An 18956-nucleotide genomic window follows, 5' to 3' on the forward strand; every position below is an offset into this window, starting at 1 on the left:
TTTTTTAATAATTTTAAGCGTTTTCATTCACAAAATAGCCAAAATTGATTATAATACGAGAGTAAGCAATTTAAAGGTACATATTAAATACAGGTAAAACTCTATTTACGAGACAAGTAGATAATGCAGTTTTTCTGTAGAAGGGGAGATTACTAATGACGTCAACTCGTGGTTTAGAAGGAATCGTAGCGACACAGTCAGCAATAAGCTCTATTATTGATGACACCCTTACATACGTCGGCTATGATATTGATGATTTAACGAACAATGCAAGTTTTGAAGAGGTAGTTTACCTTTTATGGCATAAACGTCTGCCAAATGCTTCAGAACTAGCAGAGCTAAAACAGCAACTTGCTGATAACATGGCAGTACCTCAAGAAGTTTTAAATCATTTCAAAACATATCCTATTGATAAAGTTCATCCAATGACTGCTCTTAGAACAGCTGTATCTATGCTAGCATTATATGATGATTCTGCAGAGGATATGTCCGAGGAAGCAAACTACCTTAAAGCTATCCAGTTACAAGCTAAAATGTCTACTTTAGTAACTGCATTTTCTCGTGTACGTAAAGGATTAGAGCCAGTAGCTCCTAAATCTGATTTAGGCTACGCTGCAAACTTCTTATATATGCTATCTGGTGAGATGCCAGAAGAAATTGAAGTAGAAGCTTTTAACAAAGCATTAGTACTTCATGCAGACCATGAATTAAATGCATCTACATTCACTGCACGTGTTTGTGTAGCAACTCTTTCTGATATTTACTCAGGTGTTGTTTCAGCTATCGGTGCTCTTAAAGGGCCACTTCATGGTGGAGCAAACGAACAAGTAATGAAAATGTTAACTGAAATTGATACTCTTGAAAACGTAGATAGCTATGTTCAAGATAAATTAGACAACAAAGTGAAAATCATGGGCTTCGGTCACCGCGTTTATAGAAAAGGTGATCCTCGTGCAAAACACTTACGTGAAATGTCTAAAAAACTAACAGCTCTTCGCGGAGAGTCAAAATTATATGATATGTCTGTACGCATTGAAGAAATCGTAACTGGTCAAAAGAACTTACCACCAAATGTAGATTTCTATTCAGCATCTGTGTATCATTCATTAAATATTGATCATGATTTATTTACACCTATTTTTGCAGTTTCTCGTGTATCTGGATGGGTAGCTCATATTCTTGAGCAATATTCAGACAACCGCTTAATCCGTCCACGTGCAGAATACGTTGGACCTGGTATGCAAAAATACGTTCCAATCGAAGAACGATAATATCAATTGTTTGTAAAGATTAGGGCTAAAACACATGGTGTGTTATTGGCCCTATGATTATGATAGTAGGAGGAAATAATAATGACATCTGGTAAAATTACAGTAGAAAACGGTGTACTTAACGTACCAAACACAGCAATCATTCCATTTATCGAAGGTGACGGAACAGGTCCTGATATCTGGGCAGCAGCTTCACGCGTATTAGAATCTGCAGTAGAAAAAGCTTATAACGGCGAAAAGAAAATTGAATGGAAAGAAGTACTTGCAGGACAAAAAGCATTCGACCAAACTGGTGAATGGTTACCACAAGAAACTTTAGACGTAATCAATGAGTACTTAATCGCTATTAAAGGACCTTTAACAACACCAATCGGTGGAGGAATTCGTTCATTAAACGTAGCTCTACGTCAAGAATTAGACCTATACACTTGCCTACGTCCAGTTCGTTATTTCACTGGTGTTCCATCTCCAGTTAAACGTCCTGAAGACACTGATATGGTTATTTTCCGTGAAAACACAGAAGATATCTATGCTGGTATTGAATATGCAAAAGGTACAGACAATGCTAAAAAACTAATCGAGTTCTTACAAACAGAATTCGGTGTTAAAAACATCCGTTTCCCAGAAACTTCAGGTATCGGTATTAAACCAATTTCTGAAGAAGGTACTAAACGTTTAGTGCGTGCTGCATTAAACTACATTATTAAAGAAGGTCGTACTTCTTTAACATTAGTACACAAAGGAAATATCATGAAGTTCACTGAAGGAGCTTTCAAAACTTGGGGCTATGAAGTGGCTGAACAAGAATTTGGTGACAAAGTATTCACTTGGAACCAATACGATAAAATTAAAGAAGAACAAGGTACTGAAGCAGCTGACAAAGCTCAATCGGATGCAATTGCAGCTGGTAAGATCCTAGTTAAGGATTCAATCGCTGATATCTTCTTACAACAAATCTTAACTCGTCCAAAAGAGTTCGATGTAGTTGCTACTATGAACTTAAATGGAGATTATATCTCTGATGCACTTGCTGCACAAGTTGGTGGTATTGGTATCGCTCCTGGAGCTAACATTAACTACGTAACTGGACATGCTATTTTTGAAGCTACTCACGGTACAGCTCCAAAATATGCTGGTTTAGATAAAGTTAACCCATCTTCAGTAATCCTTTCTGGTGTATTAATGCTTGAACACCTTGGCTGGAACGAAGCTGCTAAACTAATCATGGATTCCATGGAAAAAACAATTGAATCTAAAGTAGTAACTTACGACTTTGCTCGTCTAATGGATGGCGCTAAAGAAGTTAAGTGTTCAGAGTTTGCTGACGAATTGATTAAAAATCTTTAATCGGAAGTTATGAAATTTGGTTTAACGAAAGAGAGGATTAATTCCTCTCTTTTCCAATTTTGGACAAAAGGAGAGTTACGACATGACAATGAAACGTAATAAAATCTCAGTTATCGGTAGCGGGTTTACAGGTGCTACTACAGCGTTCCTATTGGCACAAAAAGAATTGGGAGATATCGTATTAGTGGATATACCACAAGCTGAAAGCCCTACTAAAGGCAAAGCTTTAGATATGGCGGAGGCTGGACCAGTTCAAGGATTCGATGCTAGTATTATCGGTACTTCTAATTACGAAGATACGAAGAATTCGGATTTAGTAATTATTACTGCAGGTATTGCACGTAAGCCTGGCATGAGCCGTGACGATTTAGTTCAGACAAACCAAAAAGTAATGAAAGCTGTTACTGGAGAAATTATAAAATATTCTCCAAATACAACGATTTTAGTATTAACCAACCCAGTAGATGCTATGACATATACTGTCTTTAAGGAATCCGGTCTACCGAAGGAAAGAGTGATCGGTCAATCGGGAGTGTTAGATACTGCCCGTTTCCGTACATTTGTTGCACAGGAATTAAACCTATCTGTTAAAGACGTAACTGGTTTTGTTCTTGGAGGTCATGGCGATGACATGGTTCCACTTGTAAGATACTCATATGCTGGCGGCATACCTTTAGAAAAACTAATGGATAAAGATCGCCTGGAGGCTATTGTGGATCGCACTCGTAAAGGTGGAGCAGAAATTGTTAACCTTTTAGGCAATGGTTCTGCATACTATGCACCCGCTGCTTCACTTGTAGAAATGGCAGAGGCTATCCTAAAGGATCAAAAACGTGTTCTTCCATCCATTGCATACTTAGAAGGGGAATATGGTATGGAAGGTATTTACCTTGGAGTTCCAACCGTTCTAGGAGCAGGTGGCATTGAGAAGATTATAGAACTTGATCTGACGGAAGAAGAAAAAAATCTGTTAAGTAAATCTGCTGATGCAGTAAAAGCAGTAATGAAGGTTTTAGCTTAATAGTCTGATCTAATGAGTGAGATTAATTTCTCACTCATTTTTTGTTATGCAGTTAAACTTAATCATTTTAATATATGGCGCATTCTCAATTAAATATGAAACACTTTCTGTTTAATGGACGTAACCTAATGCAACATTTCTTCCTAAGGAACGTCTGTTGAAAAGAGTGTATTCAGCCATACGTGAATATAGTAGTATCGTTTGTTGCGTTCCTCTAATAATTATTGATAAGATATAGGTAACTTAAATGTAGGGAGTTGAAACATAATTGCTAGGGAGAATGTCTAGAATCGGAAAGAGTATACAAGATTTAATCATCGGAGAAAAACTGTCTATCACAGAGAAAATCGAGGATAAAGATATACTACTATACTTAGGATTGACAAATGATAACAATCCTCTTTATATTCAACATGATTTTGCTTCCAAAACAGAATATGAAAAACCAATTGTACCTACGATTATGTTGACTGGTATTGTAACTTCTGCAATATCCAAATATCTTCCTGGTCCAGGTTCTCATGTTTATAGGCAAGAGATTACGTTTCCTGTACCTGCGTACCATTATTCCTTAATAACATTTACGTTTGTAATTACCGATATTAATGTACATAAAAATGAAGTTAGTATAGAAGTTGAAGACCGTAACGAGGAAAAGGAAACAGTCTTACAAGGTAAGTTTCTTGTAGCTCCTCCCACTTTACAACCTTAACATACTATAATAAGTATCGGTTTAGTTGGCTGATTTGGAATGGGGGTTTCAAATCGACTATGGAGGCTAGGATAATGAAAAAAGTATTAGTAGTAGATGATGAAAGTTCGATTGTAACTTTATTGAAATATAATTTAGAGGAAGCTGGTTTTCAAGTTATTACTGCTGCTGATGGGCGTGAAGGCTTGAATTATGCTGTGGAGGAAAAGCCAGATGTAATCGTTCTGGACTGGATGTTACCGTATCTAGATGGTATGGAAGTGTGTAAGGAGCTAAGGCTAAGAAAGATACAAACACCTATAATCATGCTGACAGCCAAAGGGGAAGAGTTTGATAAAGTGCTTGGACTCGAACTAGGAGCAGATGACTATATGACAAAGCCATTTAGCCCTCGAGAGGTTACTGCGAGAGTAAAGGCGATGATTCGTAGAAGTGTATTAACATCCGAGCATCAAAAGAAAAATGCGGATGACAACTATACCTTTGGCGGTTTAAAAATATTTCCTGATCGCTTTGAAGTTCTTTTGAATGACCAGCCCTTAGAATTTACCCCAAAAGAATTTGAGCTGCTAGTGTATTTAATTGAAAACAAAAATAGAGTGTTAACTCGTGATCAGCTGTTAAGCTCAGTATGGAATTACGATTTTGCGGGTGATACAAGGATTGTAGATGTTCACATTAGTCACCTTAGAGATAAAATTGAAGAAAATAGCCGTAAGCCTATGTATATTAAAACCATTAGAGGGCTTGGATACAAGTTTGAGGAGCCAAAGTCAATATGAGTTTTCACAATAGAATATTTCGTATTTATTCTATTTTAATCGGACTAATTTTACTTGGAGTCGGTTTAGTATTGGCTCAAATATTTCCTATTTTTATCGAGCGTACTACTAGTACGAGTATTGATGGGAAAATTGAGGATATCGAAAGTTATATAAGTACAACAAATATCACTTCCGAGGAAAGACAAGAAATCATTAATCATTTAAATGCTTCTTTGTTAGAAGAAGATGTGAATTTTATTCAAATGAATTTATGGATTGCATTAGCGTTTATCCTTATATTAGCTTATCTAATTGCTTTAATCATTAGCTTTAATATAATGAAAAGATACTCGCAGCCAGTTGAGCACTTAACGGAAACTGCAATGGAGCTAGCTAGAGGAAATTATCGAATACGAGCTTTTGAGGATGGTTTTTCAGGAATGTCCAAGCTTACAAATTCGATTAATATATTAGCTAGAAATCTTCAAGATATATCTATCATGCGTGAAACCGAAAAAGAACGATTAAAAACGCTCATTGAGAATATGGGAAGCGGATTAATCATGATAGACCGCAGCGGAGTAGTGAGTATAGTTAATCGCTCGTTTCTTAACCAGTTGCAGCTAAGCTTTGAACAAGTAGACGGAAAACAATTTCGTAAAATTGGATTACCCGAACAAATAGAAACGTTTATAGAAAAGCTGTTTTTGACGGAAATGCTAAGCAAGGAACAAATTGAAATACAACGTAATTTAAGTACATACCACCTCGTAGCATACGGTGCTCCTGTAATTGGGGAGCATGGAAGATGGCTTGGGATTGTCGTAGTATTTCATGATGTCACTGAATTGATCAAACTGGAGCAGGTAAGAAAAGACTTTGTTGCGAATGTTTCACACGAATTAAAAACTCCTGTGACTTCCATTAAAGGATTTTCTGAAACCCTTTTATATGGTGCCTATAAAAAAGAAGATACGTTATTATCATTTTTAGAAATCATATACAAGGAAAGCAATCGTCTTCAAATGCTTATTAATGATTTATTAGACCTATCAACAGTAGAACAAGCAGGGTATGAAATTAAGTTAAGTAAAGTAAGACTATATGATGTACTCATGCAAAGCATGGAAATGACTAATCATTTATTAGAAGAAAAAAATATGGAATTAACTCTAACCTTAGATGAGAAGGTAGAGGTACTGGGAGATTCCAACCGAATTATGCAAATTATGATGAATTTATTGACCAATGCTATTACCTACTCATCAGAAAATACCTTCATCACGGTGAATATAGGAAAAGACAAAAAATATGGTTACTTCACAATTAAGGACCAAGGAATTGGTATTAAGGAAGAAGAGGTAGAACGCATATTTGAACGTTTTTATCGAGTGGACCGTGCAAGAAGTCGTAATTCAGGTGGTACAGGATTAGGCTTGGCAATCGTCAAGCATATTGTGGAAGCTCATCATGGTTTAATAAAAGTTGAAAGTGAGATTGGAAAAGGTACGGCTTTTACTGTGTATATTCCACTCACGAAAAGTTAATGGAGGTCCATCATGAATAATCAACCCTTTATCCCTATTATAATTGGGACAGATATGAACGCATACAATATGTCCATTTCCTTTCACGAGGAGTATGGTATTAAACCAATTTTAGTAGGTAAAGAAGAAATGTCCTTCACTAAATTAAGCAGTGTCATTGAACATATTGAAATACACTCAAACTTATGGGACCAATCTGCTTTTGTATCCGTTTTGACAGAAGTAGCAAAAAAATATAAAACAGCAGATAAGCAGTTACTATTAATCGGCACGAATGATTTTTATGTTCGTTTAATCATTGAGAATGCAGACGTTTTAAAAGAAATGTATGTGTTTAACTATATGACCGAGGATCTAATGAACAACCTTTTAGTAAAATCGAACTTTTATAAGCTTTGTGAAGAGCATGGAATCGACACACCTAAAACATATTTCTACTCATGCTCTAAAAAACAACCTTTTACTGAAGAGGTGCTTTTCCCGTTAATCATTAAGCCTAGTAACGGCGTAGAATATTATAAGCATAAATTTGCTGGTCAACAAAAAGTATACCGAGTAGAGTCTCAGCAAGAATTAGATGAAGTTATTCGCAAAGTAAATGAGAGCGGCTATGAGGAAGATTTGATCATCCAGGATTATATTCCTGGAGACGATACTTACATGTGGGATTCTGTATTTTATGTTAGCTCAAAAGGGCAGGCACAGCTAAGTACACTTGCTCAAGTAGTTTTACAAGAGCATACAGTGACTGCAATCGGAAATTATACTGCTCTTATTACTCGTTACGATGAAGAGTTAATGAAAAAGCTTCAACACTTCTTAGAGGCAGTTGGATACGTTGGCTTTGCTAACTTCGACTTAAAATACGATGAGCGAGACGGAAAATATAAAGTTTTTGAAGTAAATATTAGACAAGGTAGATCAAGCTATTATGTAACTGCACTGGGACATAATATGGCACGATATATTGTGGATGACGTTATTTATAACAAAGAAAAGCCTTTGACGCTATTAAATGAACATTACCTATTTACGGTTGTTCCTAAAATAGTGTTGAAGAAATTTGTGGATAATCTATCTATCCAGCAGGAAATTCGTTTGCTGTTAGGGGAAGGTAAGTGGGGTAACCCGTTGTTTTATAAAGGGGACAAGCATTTCAAACGTAAGTTATATTTGATGGCTCGTCAGGTGAATTATTATAAAAAGTACAAAAATAATCAGTGGTAAGTAAATTTTTACAAGAAATTCACATGCCATTTACATTGCTTTGATAGAGTTTAGATAGACCCCCTTTTCCAAATGAAATACTTTAAAAGGCTAGCATTTATTGCTGGCCTTTTAATTATGGCTATGGATTTCAGTCTAGTACTAGGTTTAAATGAAAAGTAGGAGGTAGTGAGGCAGATTTCCGCTCTAGGCGGACGCTTTCCGTGGGGTGAGCGATAAGCCATCACCCATCGCTAACGCGCGTGGTTGTGATGTCTTATCTGTCTCACTCATCCCACAGCATAGCTATCAAGTTAAGAAGTTTATAAAAACCCTCGAGGTTGGTATAGAAAACTAACCAACAGGAGGTGCTTCACATGAAAAAAACAGATTTAGACGAATGGAAACTCTTAATGGAACAATTGTATAAACTATTTTCCCCAGATAAGTTGGATTGTTGGGCCAAAGAATCAGGATGGATCAAACGAAAACGAAAGCTTGATGCGTATTCATTTCTCCACATCCTTCTTTATCATTGCGGAAACCTGGCCGGCAGTTCGCTACGCGAGCTCAGCCTGTCATTAGAAGAAACCTGTCATATTTCTATGACTCCAGAGGCAATAAACCAACGTTTAAATAAAGAATTAATTGTATTTCTAAAAAAGTGTTTGGAACATTTTATACAAGTGGAGTTAAATTATCAGTTGCCGATCAGTGACGAACTACGAAAATTTTGTGAGAGGATCCGTATAATAGACGCGACCATCCATTCCCTTCCTTCGGATTTGAAGGAGACTTTTCCTGGCGTCTATCGAGCCGAATTAAAATGCCAACTGGAGTATGAATTCCTGACAGGACAGTTCATATTGGCTGACTGGATGAACGGAAAGGAAAACGATTCTCTATATGGGAAGAATCGATTAGAGACGGTCTCACCTGGCGATTTATTTCTACAAGACTTGGGTTATTTCCATCTACCCACCTTCCAAAAAATTGATGAGTCCGGGGGCTATTTCGTCTCTAGAGTTCGACCAGATTGTTCTATCTATACAGGGAATCCCAACCCTCGTTACCATGCCGATGGCAGGGTCGTCAAATCCTCTTTTTATCAGAAGGAATCTTTGGCAGAGCACCTGGAACAAATGGAGCGTGGCTCCGTAAGGGAATGGGAGGAAGTTTATGTGGGGTATGACTATAAATTCCCTACCCGTTTAATTTTGTATCGCCATACAGAGGAACAAGATAAAAGTGATCAGTATAAACGTAAACATTCACGTTACCAGACAAAGGAGCACGTAAGAGCGCTAGATGGGGCGACGATTATTATGACAAACCTCCCGGATACTATCCCAGCTGAGAAAGTGATGGACCTTTACCGATTGCGCTGGCAGATCGAGTTATTGTTTAAAGGATGGAAATCTAATTTCCCGACCACTTTTTATAAACAGATAAAGGAAGAACGTGTCCTATGTCATTTTTTCGCTCATTTATTATTGTTTCTAATCACAACTACAACAACTTATCAGGCACGTTTATTCTTGCTAGAGAAATCTAGAATAGAGATAAGCATTCAAAAGGGCATCTCAGTTGCACTACGCTTTATTCGCTTGATGTTTGAAAGCATAAAAAAATACACCAAGCTTACCAATGGGGTACTGAAAAGGTTTCATGGTGCTCTTTGTAAACATGCATTGAAAACAAAAGGGCCACCTGAAAAGGATCCATTGATTATACTCGGTGCAAATTACAGTTAGTATTCTATGCCCTGTATAGAAAGAAATTAAACTTACATTTTTTGGTTAAACCAAAAAGTGTTAATTTCATATGGTCTAATTTTCAAAAATACCAGTTCATATGAGAGTGAATGACGTAAATTTTTCTTAACTTGATAGCTATGTCATCCCACAGGAGTCGCCGCCTGCGCTACAATCATAGGAGGGGTGGCCCAAAAGAAAACATTATAAATTGCTTGCTACAAACATTATCTTTAAGTTTACTTTAACTTCATCTATTAAAATGCTCCTCATTTGAACAAGCAACTTCACCAAAATTATCAAAGTATATCTAACACACGATTATAAAATGAAAGATAAAACAGGAAACAAAACAAGTAAGACTACCATACTTTGAATGAAAGTTGATATTATATCTTTTTTCCAAGTGTTATTTTTGGGATAACGATTGTTCAATCTTTGAAAGATGAGTAGGAAACCCCACCAAATGAATAAATTTATTAAGAACTGACTGATGTTATCATAGAGCATAAATCCCCCTCCAAACTAGCCTACCAATTTATTTAAATACGTTTCCCTTGCAATGAAGTTCTAAGAAACTTGAAATTTATTTAAATAAATCTTTTTAAATAGTTTCCAAATATTTTGTTCATAACCTTGGGCGTATTTTCTAAATAAACATTAATTTGTTCCATGTTCGATTGGAGTTTATCAGTGTTACTTTCATCTGTTGGAAAATCAGATATTCCTTTAATAATAATACATTCAACATCATTCTTCTTACAGATATAAGCAATTGCACTCGCTTCTGTATCGGCTATTGTTATTTCGTTTTCTTTAAGTTCTAAATAGTCCTCCCACATGACTACTGCTTTATCAGCAGTGCCAATTGTTCCTGTATAAAAATCATCTCCTCCATATCTAGTTAAATCAATATCGACTATGAAGGATTGTTTAATAAATGGCTCAATTTCTTTTACTGTACAATCATATTGAACGGCTTTATTGGGTACAAAAATATCCAAATTACTGTACTTCTCGTCTATTCCTGCACATGTTCCAGCAACGATGACTTTAGCTAAATTAAATTTAGAAATCATATACTGATTGCCACTAACACCATTTACTTTTCTTACACCCGTACTATAAAAAACAAGTTCAGTATCATTGATTGTTCTTATGAAATACTCACCGTATGGGTAACTGAAACGTTCGTTATTTTTTATGCTAAAGTATTCCAAGGTCGCTTCGTATTCCCACTTCGTTGCAATGCTTATTCCGATCATCGATTTATCACCCTACAAATAAAATTTGTCCCCTACTCGTTTTAATCTCTTATTTTATTAATTGACTATTCTTTTTTAATATGTTCATTAACTATTAAATATTAATAGGCAAATATCCTCTTTTTACTAGCCCGCTTCCGCCCATTTAAATGTAACATTTCACGAATGATTCCCACGCTACGATAAACACCCCTTATCTAAGCCGAGCCAAAAAGAAATAGGCATTTTTGAAATTTTTGAAACTTTCCTTCGTCAGGTCCGTAAAATAACTATACATAGAGAAGGGGGAAAAATATGAGTACAAAAAGATTGTTGACTATTATCGCTGTATCTATTGTTGGCATTGTTCTTCTATCCGCAGTATTTACATCTTGGTATACAGTAGATGAATCCGAACAAGCAATAGTGATTACATTTGGAGATGCAAGCGATCCAATAACAGAATCAGGGTTGAAATTTAAGTTTCCTTGGCCAATACAGAAGGTAGAAAAGCTATCAAAAGAAACCTTCAGTTTACAGTTTGGTTATAAGCAAGACGCGAATGGGGAAATCACTTCCTATGACAAGGATACTAAAATGATTACTGGAGACGACAATATCGTTTTAACAGACTTGGTTGTTCAGTATAAAATAACAGATCCTAAAGCATACTTGTTTAATTCTGAAAATCCAAAGGAAATGTTACATGATGCAACCTCAGCATCTATTCGTTCAGTAATCGGAAATTCGAAAATTGATGATGCTTTAACTTCAGGTAAGGCTCAAATTGAAGCAGATACAAATGAGTTGCTTGCTTCATTGATTAATAAATATGAAATTGGTATTACTGTGTTGACGGTAAAGCTACAAGACGTAGAGCTTCCGAATGCAGAAGTTAGGGCTGCATTTACAGCTGTAACGGATGCGGAAGAAACTAAAAATACAAAAGTAAACCAGGCAGAAAAGTATGTAAATGAAAAGGTTAGTGTGGCTGAAGGTGAAGTGGATGCTATTAAATCAGAGGCTATAGGCTACCAAACAGCACGTATTGAACAGGCAAAAGGAGATGTTGCCTTATTTGATAAGCTATATGCCGAATATCAAAATAATAAGGAAATCACTAGACAGCGATTAGTAATGGAAACATTGGAAGCTGTTTTGCCTAATGCTAAAATTTATATAATGAATGATGAAGGTGGGACGATGAAGTATTTACCACTTCAACAAATAGAGTCCTCTAAACAAAGTGCACCACCGCCTAGCACTACTACTGAGAAAAAGCCTGAAGAAGGGAGTGGACAATAATGTCAGATAACAATAACCCTTTTGCAAATTTAGAGTCTAAGTTTAAAACTGTGCCTAACAAACCTAAAAAAGAAAAGACTCCCATTGATTATAAAAAGCATACTAAATCGTTCATTTCAATTTTTGTAGTCTTTGTACTTGCAGTAATTGCCCTCGCTAATATATATGTAGTCAAGGAGGGGGAATATAGAGTTATTCGTCAGTTCGGTGAGATTAAAAGTATTAAAGATTCTCCAGGCCTGCATATGAAAATACCATTTATACAAAGTGTAACGACCATTCCAAAATACCAAATGAATCATAATTTATCTGAGGCAGAGATCAATACAATGGATAAACGACGTATAATTATCGATAATTATGCAGTTTGGAGAGTAGTCAATCCAAAGGACATGATTTCTAATGCAGGTAACATAGTAAATGCAAGCTCTCGTATGGAGGAATTTATTTATTCAGTAGTGCGATCAGAGCTAGGTCAATTAAATTATAGTGAAATCATTAACGATGAAAATTCATCGCGTGGTAGTTTAAATGACCAGATTACTAAAGAAGTAAATGAACTTCTCTCTAAAGATAAATATGGAATAGAAGTAGTAGATGTCCGTATTAAAAGAACCGACCTGCCAGAAGAAAATGAGCAGTCTGTATATAACGAGATGATTTCCGACCGTGAAAGTGTTGCTCAAAAGTTTTTATCTACTGGAGATGCTGATAAGAGAAGAATTGAAGCTGAAACGGATAGTACAGTTACGAAGATGATAGCTGAAGCTAAAAAAGAGGCTGCTCTTCTAAGAGCTGAAGGGGATGCGGAGGCTGCAAGAATTTATAATACTAGCTTTTCAAAGGACCCTGAATTTTATTCTTTATATAGAACATTAGAATCCTATAAGAAGACAATCGGTGAAGATACGATGATTGTTATTCCGTCTGATTCACCTTATGCCAACATCCTATCTGGATACTTAGAATAGTATATGAATCGTCATTCCCCTTACTGTCGTGGTAAGATATAGGGAATGACGATTTTATTTTTATTTAGGAAATTAAAGTTCTGAACCTGTGGATAAATTGATGTCTAGCTTCACCGCCTTGCCCCTCGGGTCAAATGGTTAAAAGCTGTGGGGGCTGAAAAAATGCCTCCTCGCATTTACCCATTTGCCTGTCGGGGCAGGACAGGCGCTTGCGCATTTCTTGATGTCTAGCTTCACCGCCTTGCCCCTCGGGGTCAAATGGGAAAATACTGCTCCTGCGCAAGCTCGTCGCAAACTAAAGCGTTTGCGGTGGCTGAGAAGCTGCCTCCTCGCTTTTCTCCATTTGCCTGTCGTGGCAGGGATAGGCGGTTGCGCTTTTCTTTGTACAAGCTAATGGAAAACAATATAACTAAGGAGTGAATGATTCATGTCATCTGAAAAAATTCTATTATTAGATGGGAATAGTTTAGCTTATCGTGCATTCTTTGCCCTTCCTTTATTAACCAACGAACATGGAATACATACAAACGCTGTTTACGGCTTTACAATGATGCTTCAAAAAATTATGGATGAAGAGAATCCTACACACATGCTCGTGGCATTTGATGCAGGAAAAACTACCTTCCGCCATTCCACTTTTGAAGAATATAAGGGAGGAAGACAGAAGACTCCACCCGAGCTTTCAGAGCAATTTCCATATTTACGCAAGCTTATAGATGCTTATGGCATAAAACGATATGAGCTGGAAATGTACGAGGCAGACGATATTATAGGGACGCTAAGTCGACAGGCTGAAAAGAAGGGACAGCAGGTTGTCATTGTGTCAGGTGACAAGGATTTAACTCAGCTAGCTACTGATTCGACTACAGTGTATATTACGAGAAAAGGAATAACAGACATAGAGAAATATACACCAGAGCACGTTCAAGAAAAATACGGCCTTACACCACTTCAAATCATCGATATGAAGGGATTAATGGGGGATTCCTCTGATAACATTCCGGGAGTTCCAGGCGTTGGTGAAAAAACAGCCATTAAACTTTTAAAGGAGCATGGATCTGTTGAGCAACTATACCAAGCACTCGATTCAGTTAGTGGTGCTAAGCTAAAGGAAAAGCTTATAGCCAATGAAGAACAGGCGAAGATGAGTAAGGAGCTTGCAACTATTGAAATAAACGCTCCTATCGAGGTGTCACTTGAGGATATCACTTATAGTGGTCCAAACATGGATGACGTTATTTCCATATGGAAGGAGCTATCCTTTAAAACTTTATTGGAAAAAACGGAGTATGTGGCGGAGGAGCATTCTACCACGGAAACGACTTTTGAAATTGTAGAGAACGTGAACTCTAGTTTCTTAGTAGATGAAATGTCCCTGCACTTAGAATTATATGATGAACAGTACCATAGAGCGGATTTATTGGGCATTGCATTGTCAGATGGGGAAAAATCTTATTTTATTCCTGGCGAAACAGCTTTCCAATCAAAAGAATTTTGTGCTTGGCTAGAGGATGAGTCCAAAATAAAATATGTGGTGGATTCAAAAGCAACGCAAGCAGTAAGCAGAAAACATGGAGTAAGCATTGCTGGGGTGGAGTTTGACCTAACACTGGCAGCCTATATAGATAATGCTTCTTTGACTGCAGATGATGTTGCAACGATAGGAAAAGAGTACGGTTATTATAACGTATTAAGCAATGAGCAAATTTACGGAAAAGGAGCCAAAAAGTCTGTTCCCGAGCAAGAGAAGCTTGCGGAGCATGCCACTAGAAAAGCACTGGCTTTATGGCATTTAAAACCTATACTTGAAAAGAAATTAAAAGAAAATGAACAATTTAAGTTATACAAGGAGTTGGAATTACCACTAGCATCTATTTTAGGAACAATGGAATCAGATGGAGTAAAGGTGGATAAGCAAGTACTTGTTGAGATGGGCCATGATTTAGAAATCAAGCTGAAGCAAATTGAAGGTGACATCCATGCTTTAGCGGGAGAAGCATTTAATATTAATTCACCAAAACAGCTTGGCGTTATCCTTTTTGAAAAACTAGGGCTGCCACCTATTAAGAAAACGAAGACTGGCTATTCTACTGCAGCTGATGTGTTAGAGAAACTAGCTAGTGAGCATGAAATTATTGAACAAATTCTAATGTACCGTCAATTAGGGAAGTTAAATTCAACCTATATCGAAGGACTTTTAAAAGAAATCCATGAGAGTGACGGGAAAATTCATACTAGATACCAACAGGCGCTTACAACAACTGGACGCTTAAGTTCTATCAATCCTAACTTACAAAACATTCCAATCCGTCTTGAGGAAGGTAGAAAAATTCGTAAAGCGTTTGTTCCAAGTAATCCTGAATGGGTAATGTTTGCAGCCGATTATTCTCAAATAGAGCTACGAGTGCTTGCCCATATGGCAGAGGATGCAAACCTAGTGGAAGCCTTTAAAAATAATATGGACATCCATACTAAAACAGCTATGGATGTATTTCATGTCGAGGCTGACGCAGTTGATTCTAATATGCGCCGTGCAGCAAAAGCAGTTAACTTTGGTATTGTTTATGGAATTAGTGATTACGGTCTATCTCAAAGCTTAGATATTACTCGTAAAGAAGCTGCTATATTTATCGAGAAGTATTTGAAAAGCTTCCCTGGAGTAAAGGAATATATGGATGACAGTATTCAAACAGCTAAGCAAAAAGGTTTCGTTACGACCATTTTGAACCGTAGAAGATATTTGCCGGAAATAACTAGCTCTAATTTTAATCTGAGAAGCTTTGCTGAACGCACAGCTATGAATACGCCTATACAAGGAAGCGCAGCAGATATCATTAAAAAAGCGATGATTGATATGGCAGCACGACTTAAAAAAGAAAACATGCAAACCAAGATGCTTCTTCAAGTGCATGATGAGCTAATATTCGAGGCTCCTCCAGAAGAGATTGCACTGCTTGAGAAAATCGTTCCTGAGGTAATGGAATCTGCGATTGAGCTAAACGTTCCTCTTAAAGTGGAGTATGCGTTTGGATCATCTTGGTACGATACAAAGTAAGGAGTTTTATGTATGCCAGAATTACCAGAGGTGGAAGGTGTTGTTCGAGGACTTCAGCCTGTTGTCACAGGTAAATTGATTCAATCAGTGGATGTTTCTCCAACCATCATAAAATCAAAGCAAGTTGGAAAGGAAGCTATTATCAAGGGAGCAGACGTGGAGTCATTCCAGGCTGCTCTTCCTGGTATGGTGATCGCTCGAATTGAACGGCGCTCGAAATATATTTATTTTCATTTGAAAAACCAAAATGGAGAACCATTTCTACTCGTTTCGCATTTGGGCATGTCTGGTGCTTGGTTCTATGTAAGGACCTTGGATGACATCTTAGAGGAAAAGTTTAAAAAGCATAGTCATGTTACTCTTCATTTTGAAGAAGGAGAAATGCTTGTATATGCGGACATACGTCGCTTTGGCGAGCTACGTCTGCTAGAAACCGAAGCAGACTACCCACCTTTACTTTTGATGGCTCCCGAGCCTTTTGACGATGGAGCATTAGAGCATTTTCTACAGATGAGTCTCTTGCCGCGCTATGAAAACAAAGCTATCAAGGAGTTCATCATGGATGGTCATGTCGTTTCAGGCTGTGGCAACATATATGCTACAGAGGCATTATTTAATCTTAGAATACATCCTGCACGGACAGTAAAAAGAATTAGTAAAGCTAGAAAAATTCAGTTGTTCCATGAAATTGTAGCAGTGCTATTAGACAGCATTGAAAATGGTGGAAGTACTATTTCAGATTATCGTTCTATTAATGGCGGAGCAGGAACGATGCAGCATAGACTACAAATGTATAGCAAAAAAAGCTGCCCAATCTGTGGGAAGGCTACCAAGCAGAAAACAATAGCTGGCCGAACATCTACCTATTGTGGTTCGTGCCAAAAGTAACGGAGGATTCATCATGATCATTGGATTGACTGGAAGTATCGCTAGCGGCAAAAGTACGGTGTCAAATATGTTAAAGGAAATGGGATATCCCATTATTGATGCAGATCTTGTAGCAAGAATCGTTGTGGAAAAAGGAACAGATGCTCTTCAGGCAATTACGGAGGTTTTTGGAGAAGAGATACTTACTCCGGATGGAGAACTGAATCGCCCAAAGCTAGGTGAAATAATTTTTTCTTCTCCCGCCCAAAGAAAGCAGCTGAATGATATCATGCATCCAGCCATTCGTGCGGAAATGATGAGCCAAAAAGAGAAGATGTTACTAGCGGGTCACCCGGTTATTATTATGGATATCCCATTGCTTTTTGAAAGTAAGCTCCAATCTTACGTGGATAAAATTATTGTCGTTACTGTATCAGAAGAAACTCAACTGAACAGGCTAATGGCTAGAAATAATTATTCCAAAGAGGAAGCAAAAGCAAGAATTCAATCACAATTGCCACTTTCTATTAAGGAAAAGGGTGCAGATGCTGTCATTTATAATAACGGCACTTTGGAGTCAACTAGGGAGCAGCTAGAAAAAATTCTTAGAGCTTGGAAGTAATAATTATTTGAAAATAACGAATTTAAAAACAGGGTATTTTAAGGCTACATAATTCTAAAATTGTGTTATACTAATGCATGAATATAAAAGAAAAAGTATCACACGTTATAGGAGGACTTATTATATGTCAGCTTCAATTGCAATCAATGGTTTTGGAAGAATCGGTAGAATGGTATTTCGCCAAGCGATCGTACAAGAGGAACTTAATGTAGTAGCTATTAATGCTAGATACCCATTAGAAACTTTAGCTCACCTAATAAGATATGATTCTACACATGGAACTTTCTCTGGAGAAATTGAGATTGGGGATAATGCTCTAATCGTAAATGGTAAACATGTACAGATCGTCAACGAGCGTGAGCCAGAAAAGCTTCCATGGAAAGAATTGAATGTAGATATCGTAATTGAATCTACTGGTAAATTTAATGATGGAGAAAAAGCTTCTGGTCACATAAAAGCTGGGGCTAAGAAGGTTGTTATTACAGCGCCTGCCAAAAATGAAGACGCAACGATTGTCATTGGTGTAAACGATGAAAAGCTAGACGTAGTAAATCACCAAATCATCTCAAATGCAAGCTGTACAACTAATTGTTTGGCACCAGTAGTAAAAGTATTAAACGATGCCTTTGGTATTGAAAACGGTTTAATGACTACAGTTCATGCCTATACAAATGACCAAAATAATTTAGATAATCCCCATAAAGATTTAAGACGTGCGCGTTCATGCGGGCAATCTATTATTCCTACTTCGACCGGTGCAGCGAAAGCCCTTTCACTTGTATTGCCAGAGCTAGAAGGAAAGATTCATGGAATGGCTTTACGCGTTCCTACTCCTAATGTTTCTTTAGTAGATTTAGTTGTGGATGTTCAACAAGAAGTGACAGCGGAAGAAGTAAATGCTGCGTTCCAAAAAGCAGCCGAGGGCTCTATGAAGGGCATTTTGGGAATTACGCATGAGCCATTGGTTTCGATTGATTTCAATACAACTACTAATTCTAGTACTGTAGATGGACTGACTACTATGGTAATGGGTAAAACAAAAGTTAAAGTACTTGCTTGGTATGATAATGAATGGGGTTATTCTGCAAGAGTGGTAGACTTAGCTAAAAAAGTTGCAAGTGGATTGTAATATCGGAATAACTTATTATTTAATTTAATTGAGTCTGACATTATGCTTTACTAATGAATATTTTTTCCTAATATTAACATAATACCTACCTCTTTCTAGTATTACTAGAAAGAGGTTTTTTTATATTGCACTATTAGTTAA

General features: G+C 37.0%; 15 protein-coding genes. 14 read left to right on the top strand and 1 reads right to left on the bottom strand.

The features are described 5' to 3' along the window. Window positions 1-155: 155 nt before the first annotated feature. The 8 genes from citZ (at window position 156) to MKY09_RS06745 (ending at window position 9622) form a co-directional block, all read left to right on the top strand. Window positions 156-1271, top strand: coding sequence for a citrate synthase (gene citZ, locus MKY09_RS06710; protein ID WP_169360316.1), 1116 nt, complete (start codon window positions 156-158; stop codon window positions 1269-1271). A gap of 81 nt (window positions 1272-1352) precedes the next feature. Further along, on the top strand, window positions 1353-2618 hold the full coding sequence (gene icd / locus MKY09_RS06715; RefSeq protein WP_169360315.1) for an NADP-dependent isocitrate dehydrogenase: 1266 nt from the start codon (window positions 1353-1355) through the stop codon (window positions 2616-2618). An 82-nt stretch (window positions 2619-2700) separates the two neighbouring features. Further along, window positions 2701-3639: a malate dehydrogenase gene (gene mdh / locus MKY09_RS06720; protein WP_298471387.1), complete on the top strand. Its 939-nt coding sequence runs from the start codon at window positions 2701-2703 to the stop codon at window positions 3637-3639. 280 nt (window positions 3640-3919) lie between these two features. Continuing rightward, window positions 3920-4351, top strand: coding sequence for a MaoC/PaaZ C-terminal domain-containing protein (locus MKY09_RS06725; protein WP_342567925.1), 432 nt, complete (start codon window positions 3920-3922; stop codon window positions 4349-4351). A 71-nt stretch (window positions 4352-4422) separates the two neighbouring features. Continuing rightward, window positions 4423-5133: a response regulator transcription factor gene (locus MKY09_RS06730; protein ID WP_169360330.1), complete on the top strand. Its 711-nt coding sequence runs from the start codon at window positions 4423-4425 to the stop codon at window positions 5131-5133. Next, window positions 5130-6662, top strand: coding sequence for an ATP-binding protein (locus tag MKY09_RS06735; RefSeq protein ID WP_251553364.1), 1533 nt, complete (start codon window positions 5130-5132; stop codon window positions 6660-6662). The genes MKY09_RS06730 and MKY09_RS06735 overlap by 4 nt, the downstream gene beginning before the upstream one ends. A 12-nt stretch (window positions 6663-6674) precedes the next feature. Beyond that, a complete protein-coding gene (locus tag MKY09_RS06740; RefSeq protein ID WP_298471395.1) occupies window positions 6675-7889 on the top strand; it encodes an ATP-grasp domain-containing protein in 1215 nt (404 codons plus the stop codon). 356 nt (window positions 7890-8245) lie between these two features. Further along, a complete protein-coding gene (locus MKY09_RS06745) occupies window positions 8246-9622 on the top strand; it encodes an IS4 family transposase (RefSeq protein ID WP_169360310.1) in 1377 nt (458 codons plus the stop codon). A gap of 590 nt (window positions 9623-10212) precedes the next feature. Here the strand turns inward: MKY09_RS06745 and MKY09_RS06750 are convergent. Next, window positions 10213-10887 (bottom strand): permease, encoded by a 675-nt coding sequence (locus tag MKY09_RS06750; protein WP_342567926.1) that lies wholly within the window; start codon window positions 10885-10887, stop codon window positions 10213-10215. A gap of 294 nt (window positions 10888-11181) precedes the next feature. Here MKY09_RS06750 and hflK point away from each other — a divergent pair, with 294 nt between their 5' ends. From hflK to MKY09_RS06780, 6 genes are all read left to right on the top strand, one after another. Then, window positions 11182-12171 (top strand): FtsH protease activity modulator HflK, encoded by a 990-nt coding sequence (gene hflK / locus MKY09_RS06755; protein WP_342567927.1) that lies wholly within the window; start codon window positions 11182-11184, stop codon window positions 12169-12171. Next, window positions 12171-13142, top strand: a complete 972-nt coding sequence (locus MKY09_RS06760; protein ID WP_169360307.1) for a protease modulator HflC — start codon at window positions 12171-12173, stop codon at window positions 13140-13142. The genes hflK and MKY09_RS06760 overlap by 1 nt, the downstream gene beginning before the upstream one ends. Window positions 13143-13569: 427 nt before the next feature. After that, complete coding sequence (gene polA / locus MKY09_RS06765) at window positions 13570-16197, top strand: DNA polymerase I (protein WP_342567928.1); 2628 nt, start codon at window positions 13570-13572, stop codon at window positions 16195-16197. 12 nt (window positions 16198-16209) lie between these two features. Beyond that, a complete protein-coding gene (gene mutM / locus MKY09_RS06770) occupies window positions 16210-17085 on the top strand; it encodes a bifunctional DNA-formamidopyrimidine glycosylase/DNA-(apurinic or apyrimidinic site) lyase (protein WP_342567929.1) in 876 nt (291 codons plus the stop codon). Window positions 17086-17098: 13 nt separating this feature from the next. Next, window positions 17099-17686 (top strand): dephospho-CoA kinase, encoded by a 588-nt coding sequence (coaE, locus tag MKY09_RS06775; protein WP_342567930.1) that lies wholly within the window; start codon window positions 17099-17101, stop codon window positions 17684-17686. A gap of 124 nt (window positions 17687-17810) precedes the next feature. Then, the gene (locus MKY09_RS06780; RefSeq protein ID WP_169360303.1) at window positions 17811-18815 is read left to right on the top strand and encodes a glyceraldehyde-3-phosphate dehydrogenase; all 1005 of its coding nucleotides are present in this window, start codon (window positions 17811-17813) and stop codon (window positions 18813-18815) included. The last annotated feature ends 141 nt before the right edge of the window (window positions 18816-18956 follow it).

The organism is Psychrobacillus sp. FSL K6-4046, assembly GCF_038624605.1.
Lineage (GTDB): Bacteria > Bacillota > Bacilli > Bacillales_A > Planococcaceae > Psychrobacillus.

Coding starts and splice junctions, on each gene's coding strand:
- citZ (WP_169360316.1), top strand. CDS start 156: ATGACGTCAACTCGTGGTTTAGAAGGAATCGTAGCGACACAGTCAGCA.
- icd (WP_169360315.1), top strand. CDS start 1,353: ATGACATCTGGTAAAATTACAGTAGAAAACGGTGTACTTAACGTACCA.
- mdh (WP_298471387.1), top strand. CDS start 2,701: ATGACAATGAAACGTAATAAAATCTCAGTTATCGGTAGCGGGTTTACA.
- MKY09_RS06725 (WP_342567925.1), top strand. CDS start 3,920: ATGTCTAGAATCGGAAAGAGTATACAAGATTTAATCATCGGAGAAAAA.
- MKY09_RS06735 (WP_251553364.1), top strand. CDS start 5,130: ATGAGTTTTCACAATAGAATATTTCGTATTTATTCTATTTTAATCGGA.
- MKY09_RS06740 (WP_298471395.1), top strand. CDS start 6,675: ATGAATAATCAACCCTTTATCCCTATTATAATTGGGACAGATATGAAC.
- MKY09_RS06745 (WP_169360310.1), top strand. CDS start 8,246: ATGAAAAAAACAGATTTAGACGAATGGAAACTCTTAATGGAACAATTG.
- MKY09_RS06750 (WP_342567926.1), bottom strand. CDS start 10,887: ATGATCGGAATAAGCATTGCAACGAAGTGGGAATACGAAGCGACCTTG.
- hflK (WP_342567927.1), top strand. CDS start 11,182: ATGAGTACAAAAAGATTGTTGACTATTATCGCTGTATCTATTGTTGGC.
- MKY09_RS06760 (WP_169360307.1), top strand. CDS start 12,171: ATGTCAGATAACAATAACCCTTTTGCAAATTTAGAGTCTAAGTTTAAA.
- polA (WP_342567928.1), top strand. CDS start 13,570: ATGTCATCTGAAAAAATTCTATTATTAGATGGGAATAGTTTAGCTTAT.
- mutM (WP_342567929.1), top strand. CDS start 16,210: ATGCCAGAATTACCAGAGGTGGAAGGTGTTGTTCGAGGACTTCAGCCT.
- coaE (WP_342567930.1), top strand. CDS start 17,099: ATGATCATTGGATTGACTGGAAGTATCGCTAGCGGCAAAAGTACGGTG.
- MKY09_RS06780 (WP_169360303.1), top strand. CDS start 17,811: ATGTCAGCTTCAATTGCAATCAATGGTTTTGGAAGAATCGGTAGAATG.